Source organism: Pseudomonas putida, assembly GCF_050989985.1.
Taxonomy (GTDB): domain Bacteria; phylum Pseudomonadota; class Gammaproteobacteria; order Pseudomonadales; family Pseudomonadaceae; genus Aquipseudomonas; species Aquipseudomonas putida_AI.
The window spans coordinates 5,501,343-5,516,512 of record NZ_CP158815.1; the positions used below are offsets into that span (position 1 = coordinate 5,501,343).

Below are 15,170 nucleotides of genomic sequence, written 5' to 3' on the forward strand. Positions count from 1 at the left end.
GTTTACGCCTTCTTCTGGTGTTGAGCCAAAGCAGCTTTAACGAAACCGCTGAACAACGGGTGACCGTCGCGAGGCGTCGAGGTGAATTCCGGGTGGAACTGGCAAGCGACGAACCATGGATGATCCGGTGCCTCGACCACTTCAACCAGCGCGCCATCACCGGAACGGCCGGAGATTTTCAGGCCGGCTTCCATGATTTGCGGCAGCAGGTTGTTGTTCACTTCGTAGCGGTGACGGTGACGCTCGACGATCACGTCCTTGCCGTAGCAGCCGTGGACCAGGGAACCCTGCTCCAGCAGGCACTCTTGCGCGCCAAGGCGCATGGTGCCGCCCAGGTCGGACGCTTCGGTGCGCACTTCAACGGCGCCGGTGGCGTCTTCCCACTCGGTGATCAGACCCACGACCGGATGGCCGCTGGCGCGATCGAACTCGGTGGAGTTGGCGTCTTTCCAGCCCATGACGTTACGAGCGAACTCGATGACCGCCACTTGCATGCCCAGGCAGATGCCCAGGTAAGGAACCTTGTTCTCGCGAGCGTATTGAACGGCAGTGATCTTGCCTTCCACGCCACGCAGGCCGAAGCCGCCAGGGACCAGGATCGCGTCGACACCTTCCAGCAGCGCGGTGCCCTGGTTTTCGATGTCTTCGGAATCGATGTAGCGCAGGTTGACCTTGGTGCGGTTGCTGATGCCTGCGTGACTCATCGCTTCGATCAGCGACTTGTAGGCGTCCAGCAGTTCCATGTACTTGCCGACCATGGCGATGGTGACTTCGTGCTCAGGGTTGAGCTTGGCGTCGACCACGGCTTCCCACTCGGACAGATCGGCACCGCCACATTGCAGGCCGAAACGCTCGACGACGAAATCATCCAGACCCTGCGAGTGCAGGATGCCCGGGATCTTGTAGATGGTGTCGGCATCTTCCAGACCGATCACCGCACGTTCTTCAACGTTGGTGAACTGCGCGATCTTGCGACGGGAAGAGACATCGATCGGGTGATCGGAGCGGCACACCAGCACGTCAGGCTGCAGGCCGATGGAACGCAGTTCCTTGACCGAGTGCTGGGTTGGCTTGGTTTTGGTCTCGCCGGCAGTGGCGATGTACGGCACCAGCGTCAGGTGCATCAGCATCGCGCGCTTGGCGCCGACTTCGAATCGCAGCTGACGGATGGCTTCGAGGAACGGTTGCGACTCGATGTCACCCACGGTGCCGCCGATCTCGACCATGGCCACGTCGGCATCACCGGCGCCCTTGATGATACGGCGCTTGATTTCGTCAGTGATGTGCGGAATCACCTGGATGGTTGCACCCAGGTAGTCGCCACGGCGCTCTTTGCGCAGTACGTGCTCGTAGACGCGACCGGTGGTGAAGTTGTTGTTCTGGGTCATGGTCGTGCGGATGAACCGCTCGTAGTGGCCCAGGTCCAGGTCGGTCTCGGCGCCGTCGTGGGTGACGAACACTTCGCCGTGCTGGAACGGGCTCATGGTGCCCGGGTCGACGTTGATGTACGGGTCCAGCTTCAGCATGGTGACCTTAAGTCCCCGCGCCTCCAGGATGGCCGCCAATGATGCCGATGCAATGCCTTTCCCCAATGAAGAAACAACACCGCCCGTGACGAATATGTAGCGCGTCATGAAAAACCCTAGAAGTCTGCGTTAAAGCGGTCCGAGCCGCCGGGGAAAGCGAAGGAAGGCCGAAGCCCCCGATCACCTGCATTAATCACAGTGCACCTTTCAAAAAAACCGCCGCGTTGGGACAGACCGGAAGATGAAACACCGGTTCGTTGCTCGCTACACATTTTTTGGAATCGCCCAGCAAAGACTGCTTGGTAATCGGCAACTCCTGTAATTCAGGCGAATCCACAGAAGTTGTATCAAGAAGGGAGCGTAGTCTACCGGAATGCCCCTTTCATCTCAAACCTTGATCTTCGCCCCTGGGCTGCCAGTGCAAATTCCAACTGCCCGACGGGCCTCGATTGAGCCCTGCCAGATTGGCGACCGCCAGCAATTGCCCGCCTCCAAACAGCAGCGGCAATCTGCCGCGCACGAACAGCGGGACCCCGCTTTCGTTGAGCAAACGCTTCAGGTCGCGGTGCCCGCGCCCCGGAACATTCATTACCTCTCCCCCTTCACGATAGCGGATCTGCAAGGGCCCAGCGGGGATTTGCCCGGTGAGCGTGAGTACGCCATTGCCGGGTACCGTCAGCGGCAACGAAGGATCGGACCACTCTTGAGCCGCGGGCGCTGCATGCAACCAGATGCCCGACAGCCACCAGATCCGCCCGCCTGCCCGATGCAACTCTCCATCCGCCAGACGCCAGATCGGCCGGGCATCACCGGTGGCGTCGCGCAAATTCTCCCAACCCGACCAATGGTCGCTATCAGGCATTCGTGTACGCGGAGCGAGCCAGTGACTGAGCGCATTGCGCTGACGGGCGGCGGAAAGTTTTGCCAGTGACGCCAACTCCAGCGACGGCAAACCCAGCCAATCGAACTCACTGATATTGAGCGCCTGACTCAAGTCGATCTGTGCCAGTTCATCGAGCAGCCCCTGCGCCTCACTCAAATGCTCTGCACTGCGAGCCATAGTGGCCAGCGCCTGCGGCCAGCGCGAGGTCAATACAGGGAACACCTGATGGCGCAGGTAATTGCGCGAGTATTGGCGGTCCTGATTGGAGGGATCTTCGATCCAGCGCAACTGGTGCTCGGTAGCATAGGCCTCCAATTCGGCCCGGGTAATATCGAGCAATGGCCGCACCAGATGCCCGCGCCCCAGCGCGCGCTGACGTGGCATGCCGGACAACCCTCGCACACCGGCGCCACGCAGCAGGCGAAACAACAGGGTTTCCGCCTGATCGTCGCGGTGCTGGGCGGTCAGCAGCAGTTCATCGGTTTGAATGGCTTCAACGAAAGCGGCATACCGCGCATCCCGGGCCGCCCGCTCGAGGCTGGCGCCGGGTTGGACCTGAACACGAACGACCTGCAGAGGCACACCCAACGCATCACAGACCGTCTGACAGTGTTCCGGCCACGCATCCGCCACAGCCTGGAGGCCGTGATGGACATGGAGAGCGCTCAGCGCTGGCAGGGATTCGGTTTTGGCTCGTTGGGCGAGAAGGTGCAGCAGGACGGTGGAGTCGAGGCCGCTGGAGAAGGCGACGCGCCAGGTTTTGGCGTTGCGCCAGGGGGCGAGATTCTGCATGAGTCTGACGGCTAAATCAGGCATGGGCTGGCTCATATCGACCCTTTTGCACAAAACAAATGTGGGAGTGAGCCTGCTCGCGAAGGCTGTTTAACATTCAACAAATTTGTTGGCTGTCATACCGCTATCGCGAGCAGGCTCGCTCCCACATGGATGTAGCGAGGCCTGGTTAGAGACCGTAGCTCATCAGACGCTCGTAACGACGGTCCAGCAGCGCCTTGTGATCGAACTTCTTGAGCATCGCCAGCTGCGAACACAGCTCGGCACGGATCGAAGCAGCCGCAGCCGCAGGATCGCGGTGCGCGCCGCCCAGAGGCTCGTTGATCACCTTGTCCACGATGCCCAGGCCTTTGAGGCGCTCGGCGGTGATGCCCATGGCTTCTGCGGCATCCGGCGCCTTTTCCGCGGTTTTCCACAGAATCGAAGCGCAACCTTCCGGCGAGATCACCGAGTAGGTCGAGTACTGCAGCATGTTCAATTGATCGCAGACACCGATCGCCAGCGCACCGCCGGAACCACCTTCACCGATCACGGTAGCGATGATCGGGGTTTTCAGGCGAGCCATGACACGCAGGTTCCAGGCGATCGCTTCGCTCTGGTTACGCTCTTCGGCGTCGATACCTGGATAAGCACCTGGGGTATCGATGAAAGTCAGGATCGGCATCTTGAAGCGTTCGGCCATCTCCATCAGGCGGCAAGCCTTGCGGTAGCCTTCCGGACGCGGCATGCCGAAGTTGCGGCGAACCTTTTCGCGCACTTCGCGGCCCTTCTGGTGACCGATAACCATCACTGGCTGGTCTTCCAGACGCGCGATACCGCCCACGATGGCGGCGTCGTCGGAGAAGTGACGGTCACCGTGCAACTCGTCGAACTCGGTGAAGATGTGTTCGATGTAGTCCAGGGTATATGGACGTTTCGGGTGACGCGCCAGACGCGCGATCTGCCAGCTGGTCAGCTTGCCGAAGATGTCTTCGGTCAGCGTGCTGCTTTTGTCCTGCAGGCGGGAGATCTCATCGCCGATATTCAGCGAATTGTCATTACCGACCAAGCGCAACTCTTCGATCTTGGCTTGCAGGTCGGCGATCGGCTGTTCGAAATCAAGAAAATTCGGGTTCATAGGCGTCCGTCTTGGGTCGACGTCCAAGAAAGCTTGGGCCGGCCGGTTGTCTATTCGCGCCTTACCTTAAGGGAGAGGCGCGTTCAGGTCGAGATTAAAAATTCGGTCTTGGGTCAGGGCAAACTGATAGCACTGACCGTTAACGGTATTGGAGGAAGACGTTGTCTCGCCCGAACTGGTCACGCAGGGCTTGAATCAATGCATCCGCCGGATCGATTCGCCAGCCTTCGCCGAACTGCAACAAGGCTTTCGCATCGGGGCTGGTGTACTCCATGGTGATCGGGCACGCACCGCGGTGACGCTTGAACAGGTCGCCCAGCCAGCGTAGCTGATCGCCCTTGAGATCCTGGGTCTGAACCTTCAGACGCAGGCTCTCGGCAAGATTGGTGCGCGCATCTTCCATGCTCATCACCCGCTTGACCCGCAACCGCAGGCCACCGGAGAAATCGTCGTTACTGACTTCGCCTTCGACCACTACCATCGCATCGGTCTGCAACAGCGCCTGCGCCGAGTGGAACGCCTCGGCAAACAGCGACGCCTCGATACGCCCCGAGCGGTCATCCAGCGTGATGAACCCCATCTTGTCGCCCTTTTTGTTCTTCATCACCCGCAAAGCGATGATCATGCCGGCAACCGTCTGGGTATCACGGGCAGGTTTCAGATCGATGATGCGCTGGCGTGCGAAACGACGGATTTCACCTTCGTACTCGTCGATCGGGTGCCCGGTCAGGTACAGGCCCAGCGTGTCTTTCTCACCCTTGAGCCGCTCCTTGAGGGTCAACTCCCTGGCCTTGCGGTGATTGGCATACACGTCGGAATCTTCTTCGACGAACAGGCCGCCGAACAGGTCGGCGTGACCACTGTCAGCGGTGCGCGCGGTCTGTTCGGCCGCCTTGATCGCCTCTTCCATCGCCGCCAGCAGCACCGCGCGGTTGCGGTCGATGTTGGCCTGGTAAGCCTTGATCTCGTCATGGAAGTACGGCCCCAGACGATCCAGCGCGCCACTGCGCACCAGGGCGTCGAGGGTCCGCTTGTTGATACGCTTGAGGTCGACACGCTCGCAGAAATCGAACAGATCCTTGAACGGGCCGTCGGCACGGGCTTCGACAATGGCTTCAACCGGGCCTTCGCCCACACCTTTGATTGCCCCCAGTCCGTAGACGATACGACCATCGTTGTTGACCGTGAACTTGAAGTCGGAGGTGTTCACATCCGGCGCATCGAGGCGCAGCTTCATGCTGCGCACTTCCTCGATCAGGGTCACGACCTTGTCGGTGTTGTGCATATCCGCCGACAGCACCGCCGCCATGAACGGCGCCGGGTGGTGGGTCTTGAGCCACGCGGTCTGGTAGGACACCAGGCCATAGGCCGCGGAGTGCGACTTGTTGAAGCCGTAACCGGCGAATTTTTCCACCAGGTCGAAGATGTTACCGGCCAGGTCGGGATCAATATTGTTGGTAGCGCAACCTTCGATGAAACCGCCGCGCTGCTTGGCCATTTCTTCGGGTTTTTTCTTACCCATGGCCCGACGCAGCATGTCCGCACCACCGAGGGTGTAACCGGCCATGACCTGGGCAATCTGCATCACCTGTTCCTGATACAGGATGATGCCGTAGGTCGGCGCCAATACCGGCTTGAGGCCTTCGTACTGGTAGTCCGAGTGCGGGTAGGCCAGTTCGGCGCGTCCGTGCTTGCGGTTGATGAAGTCGTCCACCATGCCCGATTGCAGCGGACCGGGACGGAACAGCGCCACCAGTGCGATAAGGTCTTCCAGGCAGTCGGGCTTGAGCTTCTTGATCAGCTCCTTCATGCCCCGCGATTCAAGCTGGAACACCGCCGTGGTTTCGGCTTTCTGCAGCAGTTCGTAGGTTTTCTTGTCATCCAGCGGGATGAAGTCGATGTTCAGGTCATCCAGGCCTTTCTTGGCCTGCTCGCGGTTGATGGTTTCCATCGCCCACTTGATGATGGTCAAAGTCCGCAGGCCGAGGAAGTCGAACTTCACAAGGCCGGCCGCCTCGACGTCATCCTTGTCGAACTGGGTCACCAGGCCGCCGCCCTCTTCATCACAGGCGATCGGCGAGAAGTCAGTGAGCTTGGTCGGTGCGATTACCACACCACCGGCGTGTTTGCCGGTACCACGGCAGACGCCCTCGAGCTTGAGCGCCATGTCCCAGATTTCCTTGGCGTCCTCGTCGACCTTGAGGAAGTCGCGCAGGATCTCTTCCTGCTCGTAGGCTTTCTCCAGGGTCATGCCGACTTCGAAGGGAATCATCTTCGACAGGCGGTCGGCCAGGCCGTAGGACTTGCCCTGCACCCGCGCCACGTCACGCACCACCGCCTTGGCGGCCATGGTGCCGAAGGTGATGATCTGGCTCACCGCGTTACGACCGTAGGCGTCGGCCACGTACTCGATCACCCGGTCGCGACCGTCCATGCAGAAGTCGACGTCGAAGTCGGGCATGGAAACCCGTTCCGGGTTGAGGAAACGTTCGAACAGCAGGTCATAGGCCAGCGGATCAAGGTCGGTGATCTTCAGCACGTAGGCCACCAGAGAACCGGCACCCGATCCACGGCCCGGGCCGACCGGCACGCCGTTGTTCTTGGCCCACTTGATGAAGTCCATAACGATCAGGAAGTAACCGGGGAACCCCATCTGGATGATGATATCCAGTTCGAACTTCAGACGATCGAGGTAGACCTGGCGCTTCTCTTCGTAATTGGGTGTGGTGTCCTTGGGCCACAACACCGCCAGACGCTCTTCCAGGCCTTCATGGGAAACATGGCGCAGGTAATCGTCGATCCCCATGCCATTGGGTGTCGGGAAGTCCGGCAGAAAGTGTTTGCCCAGCTTCACATCGATATTGCAGCGCTTGGCAATCTCGACGGTATTTTCAATCGCGTCGGGAATGTCGCTGAACAGCTCGGCCATTTCCTCGGCGCTTTTGAGGTACTGCTGATCACTGTAATTCTTAGAACGTCGCGGATCGTCGAGGGCCCGGCCTTCGCCGATACAGACGCGAGTTTCGTGGGCTTCGAAATCGCCCTGCTTGATAAACCGCACATCGTTGGTCGCGACCAGCGGTGCACCGAGCTTGTCGGCCAGAGCCACCGCGCCGTGCAGTTGCTCTTCATCGTTGGGACGGTTGGTGCGCTGGATTTCCAGATAGAAACGGTCCGCAAAAACCGCCATCCACTCACGCGCCAGGGTTTCGGCCTCACCAGGATTACCGCTGAGCAGGGCCTGGCCGACCTCGCCCTCCTTCGCCGCCGACAGCATGATCAAGCCTTCATTGGCTTCAGCCACCCACTCACGCTCGACGATCACCAAACCATTGCGCTGGCCGTCGATGAAGCCACGGGAGATCAGCTCGGTCAGATTGCGATAGCCCAGGGGGTTCATCACCAACAGGCTGATCTTGCTCAGCGGGGCGTCCGGATCCTTGTTCGACAGCCACAGGTCGGCGCCGCAGATCGGCTTGATCCCGGCACCCATGGCGTTTTTATAGAATTTGACCAGGGAACACATGTTGTTCTGGTCAGTAACCGCGACGGCAGGCATGTTCATGCCGACCAGGGTCTTGACCAGCGGCTTGATCCGCACCAGACCGTCGACCAGGGAGTATTCAGTGTGCAGGCGTAGGTGAACGAATGAAGCCGGCATAGTGATCCTGTCTAGAACGTGAAGACAACAAGGCCCGGATTGTACCGGGCCTTGGTAAAAAAAATCAGCCTTGTGACTAACTGTCGATCAGGCTTTCGCGCGCCTCGTAAGCCAGGCGTACCGGGGCGAACGAGCGGCGATGAATCGGTGTGGGCCCCAGGCGGGCCAGGGCTTCCAGATGAACGGGCGTCGGGTAGCCCTTGTGACCACCGATGCCATAACCCGGATAAATCAGTTCGAACGCTGCCATTTCACGGTCTCGACTGACTTTGGCCAGGATCGATGCCGCGGCGATGGCTGGAACCTTGGCGTCCCCCTGTACCAACGCCTCGGCGCGCATCGGCAGTTTCGGGCAACGGTTACCGTCAATCATCGCCAGCTTCGGCTGGATGTGCAGCCCGGCCACCGCACGCTGCATGGCCAGCATGGTGGCGTGCAGAATGTTCAGCTCGTCGATCTCTTCGACTTCCGCACGGGCAATGCACCAGCTCAGGGCTTTTTCGCGGATTTCGTCGTAGAGCTTTTCGCGACGGGCTTCGGTGAGCTTTTTCGAATCGTTCAGACCAAGGATCGGACGGTTCGGGTCGAGAATCACCGCGGCCGTGACGACTGCGCCGCAGAGCGGGCCGCGACCGACTTCATCGACACCGGCAACCAACTCTTCAACCTCGGCGACCAGGGTGAAATCCAGCCCCATCTGCATATTCGTTTTACTCATTGAGTCGGGCCGATCAGGTTCAGTACCGCTTCCGCCGCCTGATTAGAGGCATCCAGGCGCAGGGTACGGTGGATTTCGTCGAAGCCGCGGGTTTGTTCCTGTCCGTCTTCGATCAGCGGTGACAGGGTCTGCGCCAAAGCATCAACCGTCGCATCATCCTGCAGCAACTCGGGCACCAGCAAACGCTGGGCCAGCAAGTTCGGCAAGGACACGTAAGGGCTTTTCACCATGCGCTTGAGAATCCAGAACGTCAGCGGTGCCAGGCGATAAGCGACCACCATGGGGCGCTTGTACAGCAAGGCTTCCAGCGTAGCGGTTCCGGAGGCGATCAGCACGGCGTCGCAGGCGGCCAGGGCCAGATGGGATTTGCCATCGAGCAGGGTCAGCGGCAGGTCGCGACCGGCGAGCATTTCTTCCAGCTGCGCGCGTCGTTCCGCGTTGGCGCACGGCATGACGAAACGTACGCCAGGACGCATGGCCCGCAGGCGCTGTGCGGTATCGAGAAACAGCGCACCGAGGCGACCGACTTCACCGCCACGACTGCCTGGCATCAACGCCACTAGCGGCCCTTCGGGTAAGCCCAGTTCGGCCCGTGCGGCGGCGCGATCGGCTTCCAGCGGGATGGCATCGGCCAGGGAGTGCCCGACAAACCGCACCGGCACGCCTTTCTCTTCGTAGAATTTCGCTTCGAACGGGAACAGCGTCAGCATCAGATCGCAACCCTCGCGAATCTTCAGCACCCGCTTCTGGCGCCAGGCCCAGACCGATGGACTGACGTAATGCACGGTCTTGATCCCGGCCTGACGCAGCTTGAGTTCGATATTGAGGTTGAAGTCCGGAGCATCGATTCCGATGAACACATCCGGCTTGGCCTCGATCAGGTCCGCTACCAGTTTCTTGCGACGTGCGAGCAGCTCGCGCAGGCGACCCAGCACCTCTACCAGGCCCATGACGGACAGTCGCTCCATCGGAAAGTACGACTGCAGGCCTTCAGCCTGCATCAGCGGACCACCGACACCGATGAACTCGATTGCAGGGTTACGGGCCTTGAGTGCGCGCATGAGACCGGCGCCGAGAATGTCGCCGGAAGCCTCACCTGCCACCAGCGCAATACGCAGATTGGCCATGATCAGCGGGTGATGCCGCGGGTCGACGACTGGATGGAATCGCGGAACACCGCAACTTCCGGGAACTGGGTCGACGGCTCGGCCAGCTCGGTGAGTGCCTGCTCTACCGTCAGGCCCTGGCGGTAAACAACCTTGTAGGCGCGACGCAGGGCGTGGATGGCATCTTCGCTGAAACCACGACGGCGCATGCCTTCGAAGTTCATGCTACGGGCCTCGGCCGGGTTGCCGAACACCGTGACATAAGCTGGGACATCCTTGCCAATGGCCGTTCCCATGCCGGAAAAGCTGTGGGCACCGATATGGCAATACTGGTGGACCAGGGTAAACCCGGACAGGATGGCCCAGTCATCCACGTGCACATGGCCTGCCAGCGCGGTGTTGTTGACCAGGATGCAGTGGTTGCCGATGACGCTGTCATGACCGATGTGTGCATAGGCCATGATCAGGTTGTGATCACCCAGGGTCGTTTCCGAACGATCCTGAACAGTCCCACGGTGAATGGTCACGCCTTCGCGAATGACGTTGTGGTCACCGATCACCAGGCGGGTTTCTTCGCCCTTGTATTTCAGGTCCGGAGTGTCCTCGCCTACCGAGGAGAACTGGTAGATGCGGTTGTGCTTACCGATTCGAGTCGGACCTTTGAGAATCACGTGTGGCCCGATGACGGTCCCCTCGCCGATTTCCACACCTGCGCCGACGATCGACCACGGGCCGACCTCGACACCGTCAGCCAGGACGGCCGTCGGATCGATGATTGCGCGAGGGTCAATCAAACTCATAGTTTGCGTTCCGCGCAAATGATCTCAGCGGAGCAGACCGGCTTGCCATCGACCGAAGCCTGGCACTCGAACTTCCAGATCTGGCGCTTGCAGCTGATGAACTTGGCTTCGAGAATCAGCTGGTCGCCCGGCAATACCGGCTGGCGAAAACGCAGCTTGTCGGAGCCAACGAAGTAGTAAAGCGTGCCATCGGCCGGCTTCACGTCGAGCATTTTGAAACCAAGGATCCCGGCTGCCTGAGCCATCGCCTCGATGATCAACACACCCGGCATGATTGGATGCGCGGGGAAGTGACCATTGAAGAACGGCTCGTTGATGCTGACATTCTTGTAGGCGCGAATGCGCTTCTCTTGCACATCCAGATCCACGACCCGGTCCACCAGCAGGAACGGGTAACGGTGAGGCAGGTATTCGCGAATCTCGTTGATGTCCATCATTTCGGGGGGAAGCCTATGTAAAGATTGGGAGCGCGCAACTGATGCACACTCCTCTAGCAAATCAAGAACGCAGTCTAGCGGCTGCGCACGCTTGATATGGAAATGGTATCAGCCATCTGATGAAGCATTACCGTCAGGGGTCACTTCCCCTGTCTGCTTTTCAAGCTGTCGCAAACGCCGCGCGATGTCATCGAGCTGACGTATACGTGCCGCGCTTTTGCGCCACTCGGCTGCCGGCTGCATCGCCGTACCGGAAGAATAGGCGCCCGGTTCGGTAATCGAATGGGTCACCATGGTCATCCCGGTGATGAATACGTTGTCGCAGATATCGATATGCCCTACCAGGCCGACACCCCCGGCGAGCATGCAGTGCTTGCCGATCTTGGTGCTGCCGGAGATTCCCACGCACGCCGCCATGGCCGTGTGATCACCAACCTGAACGTTGTGAGCGATTTGAATCTGGTTGTCGAGTTTCACGCCATTGCCAATGATCGTATCAGCCAGCGCACCGCGGTCGATGGCGGTATTCACGCCAATTTCCACGTCATCGCCGACCAGCACGCCACCGATCTGGGCAATTTTCTGCCAGATACCTTTTTCGTTGGCAAAACCAAAACCCTCGCCACCGAGTACGGCTCCGGATTGAATCACCACCCGCTTGCCGACGCGCACATCGTGATACAGGGTGACTCGAGGTGCGAGCCAGCCGCCTTCACCGATGGTGCTACGCGCGCCGATAAAGCAATGCGCGCCGATGGTGGCACCCGCGGCGATATGCGCCCCGCTTTCGATGACGACAAAAGCACCGATGCTCGCGGCCGGGTCAACCACCGCGTCCGCCGCAACCACCGCCGTCGGATGAATACCGGCAGCCGCCTTGGGCTTGGGATCGAACAGGTGGGACACCCGAGCGTAGGCCGCGTACGGATCAGGCACAACCAGTGCATTTCCGGCAAAACCTTCGGCGTCAGCAGCCTTGAGCAACAGAGCTGCCGCCTGGCTGCCTGCCAGATACTTTCGGTATTGGGGGTTTGCGAGAAAGCTCAACTGAGCTGGGCCAGCCTCCTGCAAGGTGGCTAGCCCAGTAATCGCTTTCTCCGGGTCGCCACGCAGGGTGGCGCCGAGGAACTCGGCCAATTGGCCGAGTTTAATGGTCGCTGTCATGGATTACTTCAGCTGATTCATGCGCTCGATAACCTGGCGCGTGATGTCGTACTGAGGTTTGACATCAATCACTGCGCCACGCTCGAAGACCAGGTCATAAGCACCTTTCTTGATGACTTCTTCCACAGCGCTGTCCAGTTTTGGCTTGAGCTGTTTCAGCATTTCCCGATCGGCAACGGCCTTGGCTTCGTTCAGCTCCTTGGACTGGAACTGGAAGTCACGAGCCTTTTGCTTGAACTCAAGCTCCAGACGCTCACGCTCGCCTTGTTGCATCTTGTCGCCACCGGCCATCAGGCGATCCTGAATACCCTTGGCGCTGCTTTCCAGAGACTTGAGCTTGGTCAGTTGAGGACCGAACTTCTTCTCTGCATCCACGGCGTACTTCTTGGCCGCATCGGATTCCAGCAGGGCCATCTGATAGTTCAGAACGGCGATTTTCATATCGGCAAACGCCGGACCTGCTACCAGTACGGAAGCCAGGAGAACCAATTGAGTCAACTTACGCACGATGCACTCCTACAAAATCCATTGTCGTTATCTTGGGTCAGGCGCTTAGAACGTCTGACCGAGGGAGAATTGGAACACTTGAGTGTCAGCATCATCCGGTTTCTTGACCGGCATGGCCAACGCGAAACTCAGAGGACCCAGTGCGGTGACCCAGGTCACACCCACACCGACAGAACTGGCCATATTGCTCAGACTGATATCGTTACACTGCGTATTGGACTTCGTGCCATCAGCGTTGGTGACATCAGAGCATTTGGAGTCGAATACGTTACCCACATCCCAGAATACCGAGGTACGCAGGGAGCGTTGATCCTTGACGAACGGCAGCGGGAAAAGAACTTCCACACCGCCCTGGATCAGGACGTTACCACCGAACGGCAGCGGATCCTGGTCCGGGTCAAACTGAGTACCGGCGTTACCTGTAATAGCCTGACCACGACTCGGGGTACTGCGTGGACCCAGAGTGCTGTCCTTGAAGCCACGAACCGAGTTGAAGCCACCGGCAAAGTAGTTTTCGTAGAATGGCAGGCCATCGGTCGATCCGTAACCATCACCATAGCCCAACTCTGTGTGCAGGCGCATGGTGTAGTTTTCGCTCAAAGGCTGGAACAACTGGCCACGGTAGTCGAGCTTGAAGAACGACAGGTCGCTGCCCGGGGTTGTGGTTTCCAGCACCAGGCTCTGGGAATGGCCACGAGTCGCCAGCACGCCCTTGTTCAGGGTGGACTCGGACCAACCGGCCGAAGCCTTGAAGTTCAGGTACTGATCGCCTTCACGGTTAACGAAGTCGAAGATCTCGTCGACGGTGTAGATACCGGTATTGATCTTGTCCTGCTGCGCAGTCAAGCCAAAGGTCAGGCGCGAAGTCTCGCTGATCGGATAACCGACGCTCACACCTGCACCCAGGCTGTCTACGGCGTAGCTGGCCACATCGACGTCGAGGTCTTTGTAGTCGGTGGTGCGGTAGAACGCGTTGTAACCCAGGCTCACGCCGTCGGCAGTCCAGTAGGGGTCGACATAACCGAAGTTGTAGCGGCTCTGGTATTGGCTGCGGGTCAAGCCGATGCTGACCTTGTTACCGGTACCGAGGAAGTTGTTCTGGGTGATCGAACCACCGAGGATCAGGCCCGCGCTCTGCGCGAAGCCGACGCTGGCGGTGATCGAACCGGAAGCCTGTTCTTCCACGCTGTAATTGACATCAACCTGGTCATCGACACCCGGTACGGCCGGGGTCTCAACGTTCACTTCCTTGAAGAAGCCCAGGCGTTCCAGACGGGTCTTGGACTGGTCGATCAGGTAGGTCGAAGCCCAGCCGCCTTCCATCTGGCGCATTTCACGACGCAGCACTTCGTCTTCCGACTTGGTGTTGCCACGGAAGTTGATGCGGTTGACGTAAGCACGCTTGCCCGGATCGACAGCGAAAGTGATGTCTACGGTGTGGTCATCATCGTGAGGCTGTGGCACGCCGTTGACGTTGGCGAAGGTATAACCTTCGTTACCCAGACGACGGGTGATCAATTCGGAGGTAGTGGTCATCAGCTTGCGCGAGAACACCTGGCCTTTCTGTACCAGCAGCAGGGACTTGACCTGGTCTTCCGGTACTTTCAAGTCACCGCTCAGCTTGACGTCACGTACGGTGTACTTGTCGCCTTCGTTGATGTTGACGGTGATGTAGACGTGTTTCTTGTCCGGTGTGATGGACACCTGGGTCGAAGCGATATCCATGTTGATATAGCCACGGTCCAGATAGTAGGAGCGCAGACGCTCCAGGTCGCCGGAGAGTTTTTCACGAGCATACTTGTCGTCGTTCTTGAAGAACGAGAGCCAGTTGGTCGTCTTGAGTTCGAACAGGTCGATCAGGTCTTCGTCAGGGAAGACGGTGTTACCCACCACGTTGATGTGCTGGATAGCTGCAACGGTGCCTTCGTTGATGTTTACCTTCAGGCCAACGCGATTGCGCGGCTGCGGCACCACTTCCGTGTCAACGGTTGCGGAGTAACGACCTTGCGCAACGTACTGGCGCTGCAGCTCGTTACGCACACCTTCGAGGGTGGCGCGCTGGAAGATCTCGCCTTCGGCCAGACCGGATTGCTTGAGGCCTTTCATCAGGTCTTCAGTGGAGATCGCCTTGTTGCCTTCGATCTCGATACTGGCAACTGACGGGCGCTCGACTACCGTAATGACAAGAACGTTGCCATCACGACCCAGCTGGATATCTTGAAAGAAACCGGTTTTGAACAATGCACGAGTGGCTTCCACCAGACGGTGATCATCCGCCTGTTCGCCGACGTTCAACGGCAAAGCACCAAAGACGCTACCCGCGGAGACCCGCTGGAGGCCATTAACGCGAATATCAGAGATAGTGAAGGACTCGGCGTGAACTTCGGCGATCATCAATACGGTGAGAACCGCAGTTAGCAGCAGACGTTTCATGAAGTCCTTTCTTATTCCAACTGGCA

General features: G+C 59.2%; 11 protein-coding genes. All 11 read right to left on the bottom strand.

Annotation, left to right across the window (positions count from 1 at the left end):
- Positions 1-2: 2 nt before the first annotated feature.
- The 11 genes from ABTV29_RS25255 to bamA all read right to left on the bottom strand — a co-directional run bounded on the left by ABTV29_RS25255 (position 3) and on the right by bamA (position 15,144).
- Positions 3-1,634 carry a CTP synthase gene (locus ABTV29_RS25255; RefSeq protein WP_433767314.1) on the bottom strand — a complete coding sequence of 544 codons (1,632 nt, stop codon included), beginning with the start codon at positions 1,632-1,634 and terminating at the stop codon, positions 3-5.
- A 274-nt stretch (positions 1,635-1,908) separates the two neighbouring features.
- Positions 1,909-3,237, bottom strand: a complete 1,329-nt coding sequence (tilS, locus tag ABTV29_RS25260) for a tRNA lysidine(34) synthetase TilS (RefSeq protein WP_433767315.1) — start codon at positions 3,235-3,237, stop codon at positions 1,909-1,911.
- A gap of 133 nt (positions 3,238-3,370) precedes the next feature.
- Positions 3,371-4,318, bottom strand: a complete 948-nt coding sequence (locus tag ABTV29_RS25265; protein WP_433767316.1) for an acetyl-CoA carboxylase carboxyltransferase subunit alpha — start codon at positions 4,316-4,318, stop codon at positions 3,371-3,373.
- A gap of 139 nt (positions 4,319-4,457) precedes the next feature.
- The gene (dnaE, locus tag ABTV29_RS25270) at positions 4,458-7,979 is read right to left on the bottom strand and encodes a DNA polymerase III subunit alpha (protein ID WP_433767317.1); all 3,522 of its coding nucleotides are present in this window, start codon (positions 7,977-7,979) and stop codon (positions 4,458-4,460) included.
- A gap of 76 nt (positions 7,980-8,055) precedes the next feature.
- Positions 8,056-8,682 (bottom strand): ribonuclease HII, encoded by a 627-nt coding sequence (gene rnhB, locus ABTV29_RS25275; RefSeq protein WP_433772011.1) that lies wholly within the window; start codon positions 8,680-8,682, stop codon positions 8,056-8,058.
- Between the two features lie 11 nt (positions 8,683-8,693).
- The gene (lpxB, locus tag ABTV29_RS25280) at positions 8,694-9,824 is read right to left on the bottom strand and encodes a lipid-A-disaccharide synthase (RefSeq protein WP_433767318.1); all 1,131 of its coding nucleotides are present in this window, start codon (positions 9,822-9,824) and stop codon (positions 8,694-8,696) included.
- 2 nt (positions 9,825-9,826) lie between these two features.
- Positions 9,827-10,603 (bottom strand): acyl-ACP--UDP-N-acetylglucosamine O-acyltransferase, encoded by a 777-nt coding sequence (gene lpxA / locus ABTV29_RS25285; RefSeq protein WP_433767319.1) that lies wholly within the window; start codon positions 10,601-10,603, stop codon positions 9,827-9,829.
- Positions 10,600-11,040, bottom strand: coding sequence for a 3-hydroxyacyl-ACP dehydratase FabZ (fabZ, locus tag ABTV29_RS25290; RefSeq protein ID WP_433767320.1), 441 nt, complete (start codon positions 11,038-11,040; stop codon positions 10,600-10,602). Before fabZ ends, lpxA begins: the two co-directional genes overlap by 4 nt.
- A gap of 108 nt (positions 11,041-11,148) precedes the next feature.
- Positions 11,149-12,204 carry a UDP-3-O-(3-hydroxymyristoyl)glucosamine N-acyltransferase gene (lpxD, locus tag ABTV29_RS25295; protein ID WP_433767321.1) on the bottom strand — a complete coding sequence of 352 codons (1,056 nt, stop codon included), beginning with the start codon at positions 12,202-12,204 and terminating at the stop codon, positions 11,149-11,151.
- Between the two features lie 3 nt (positions 12,205-12,207).
- A complete protein-coding gene (locus ABTV29_RS25300; protein WP_110966657.1) occupies positions 12,208-12,711 on the bottom strand; it encodes an OmpH family outer membrane protein in 504 nt (167 codons plus the stop codon).
- 45 nt (positions 12,712-12,756) lie between these two features.
- Positions 12,757-15,144, bottom strand: coding sequence for an outer membrane protein assembly factor BamA (bamA, locus tag ABTV29_RS25305; RefSeq protein WP_433767322.1), 2,388 nt, complete (start codon positions 15,142-15,144; stop codon positions 12,757-12,759).
- Between the last annotated feature and the right edge of the window lie 26 nt (positions 15,145-15,170).

Excerpts from the sequence above, each read along its gene's own strand:
- dnaE (WP_433767317.1), bottom strand. The coding sequence starts at position 7,979 with ATGCCGGCTTCATTCGTTCACCTACGCCTGCACACTGAATACTCCCTG.
- ABTV29_RS25255 (WP_433767314.1), bottom strand. The coding sequence starts at position 1,634 with ATGACGCGCTACATATTCGTCACGGGCGGTGTTGTTTCTTCATTGGGG.
- ABTV29_RS25265 (WP_433767316.1), bottom strand. The coding sequence starts at position 4,318 with ATGAACCCGAATTTTCTTGATTTCGAACAGCCGATCGCCGACCTGCAA.
- lpxB (WP_433767318.1), bottom strand. The coding sequence starts at position 9,824 with ATGGCCAATCTGCGTATTGCGCTGGTGGCAGGTGAGGCTTCCGGCGAC.
- lpxD (WP_433767321.1), bottom strand. The coding sequence starts at position 12,204 with ATGACAGCGACCATTAAACTCGGCCAATTGGCCGAGTTCCTCGGCGCC.
- bamA (WP_433767322.1), bottom strand. The coding sequence starts at position 15,144 with ATGAAACGTCTGCTGCTAACTGCGGTTCTCACCGTATTGATGATCGCC.
- rnhB (WP_433772011.1), bottom strand. The coding sequence starts at position 8,682 with ATGCAGATGGGGCTGGATTTCACCCTGGTCGCCGAGGTTGAAGAGTTG.
- tilS (WP_433767315.1), bottom strand. The coding sequence starts at position 3,237 with ATGAGCCAGCCCATGCCTGATTTAGCCGTCAGACTCATGCAGAATCTC.
- fabZ (WP_433767320.1), bottom strand. The coding sequence starts at position 11,040 with ATGATGGACATCAACGAGATTCGCGAATACCTGCCTCACCGTTACCCG.
- lpxA (WP_433767319.1), bottom strand. The coding sequence starts at position 10,603 with ATGAGTTTGATTGACCCTCGCGCAATCATCGATCCGACGGCCGTCCTG.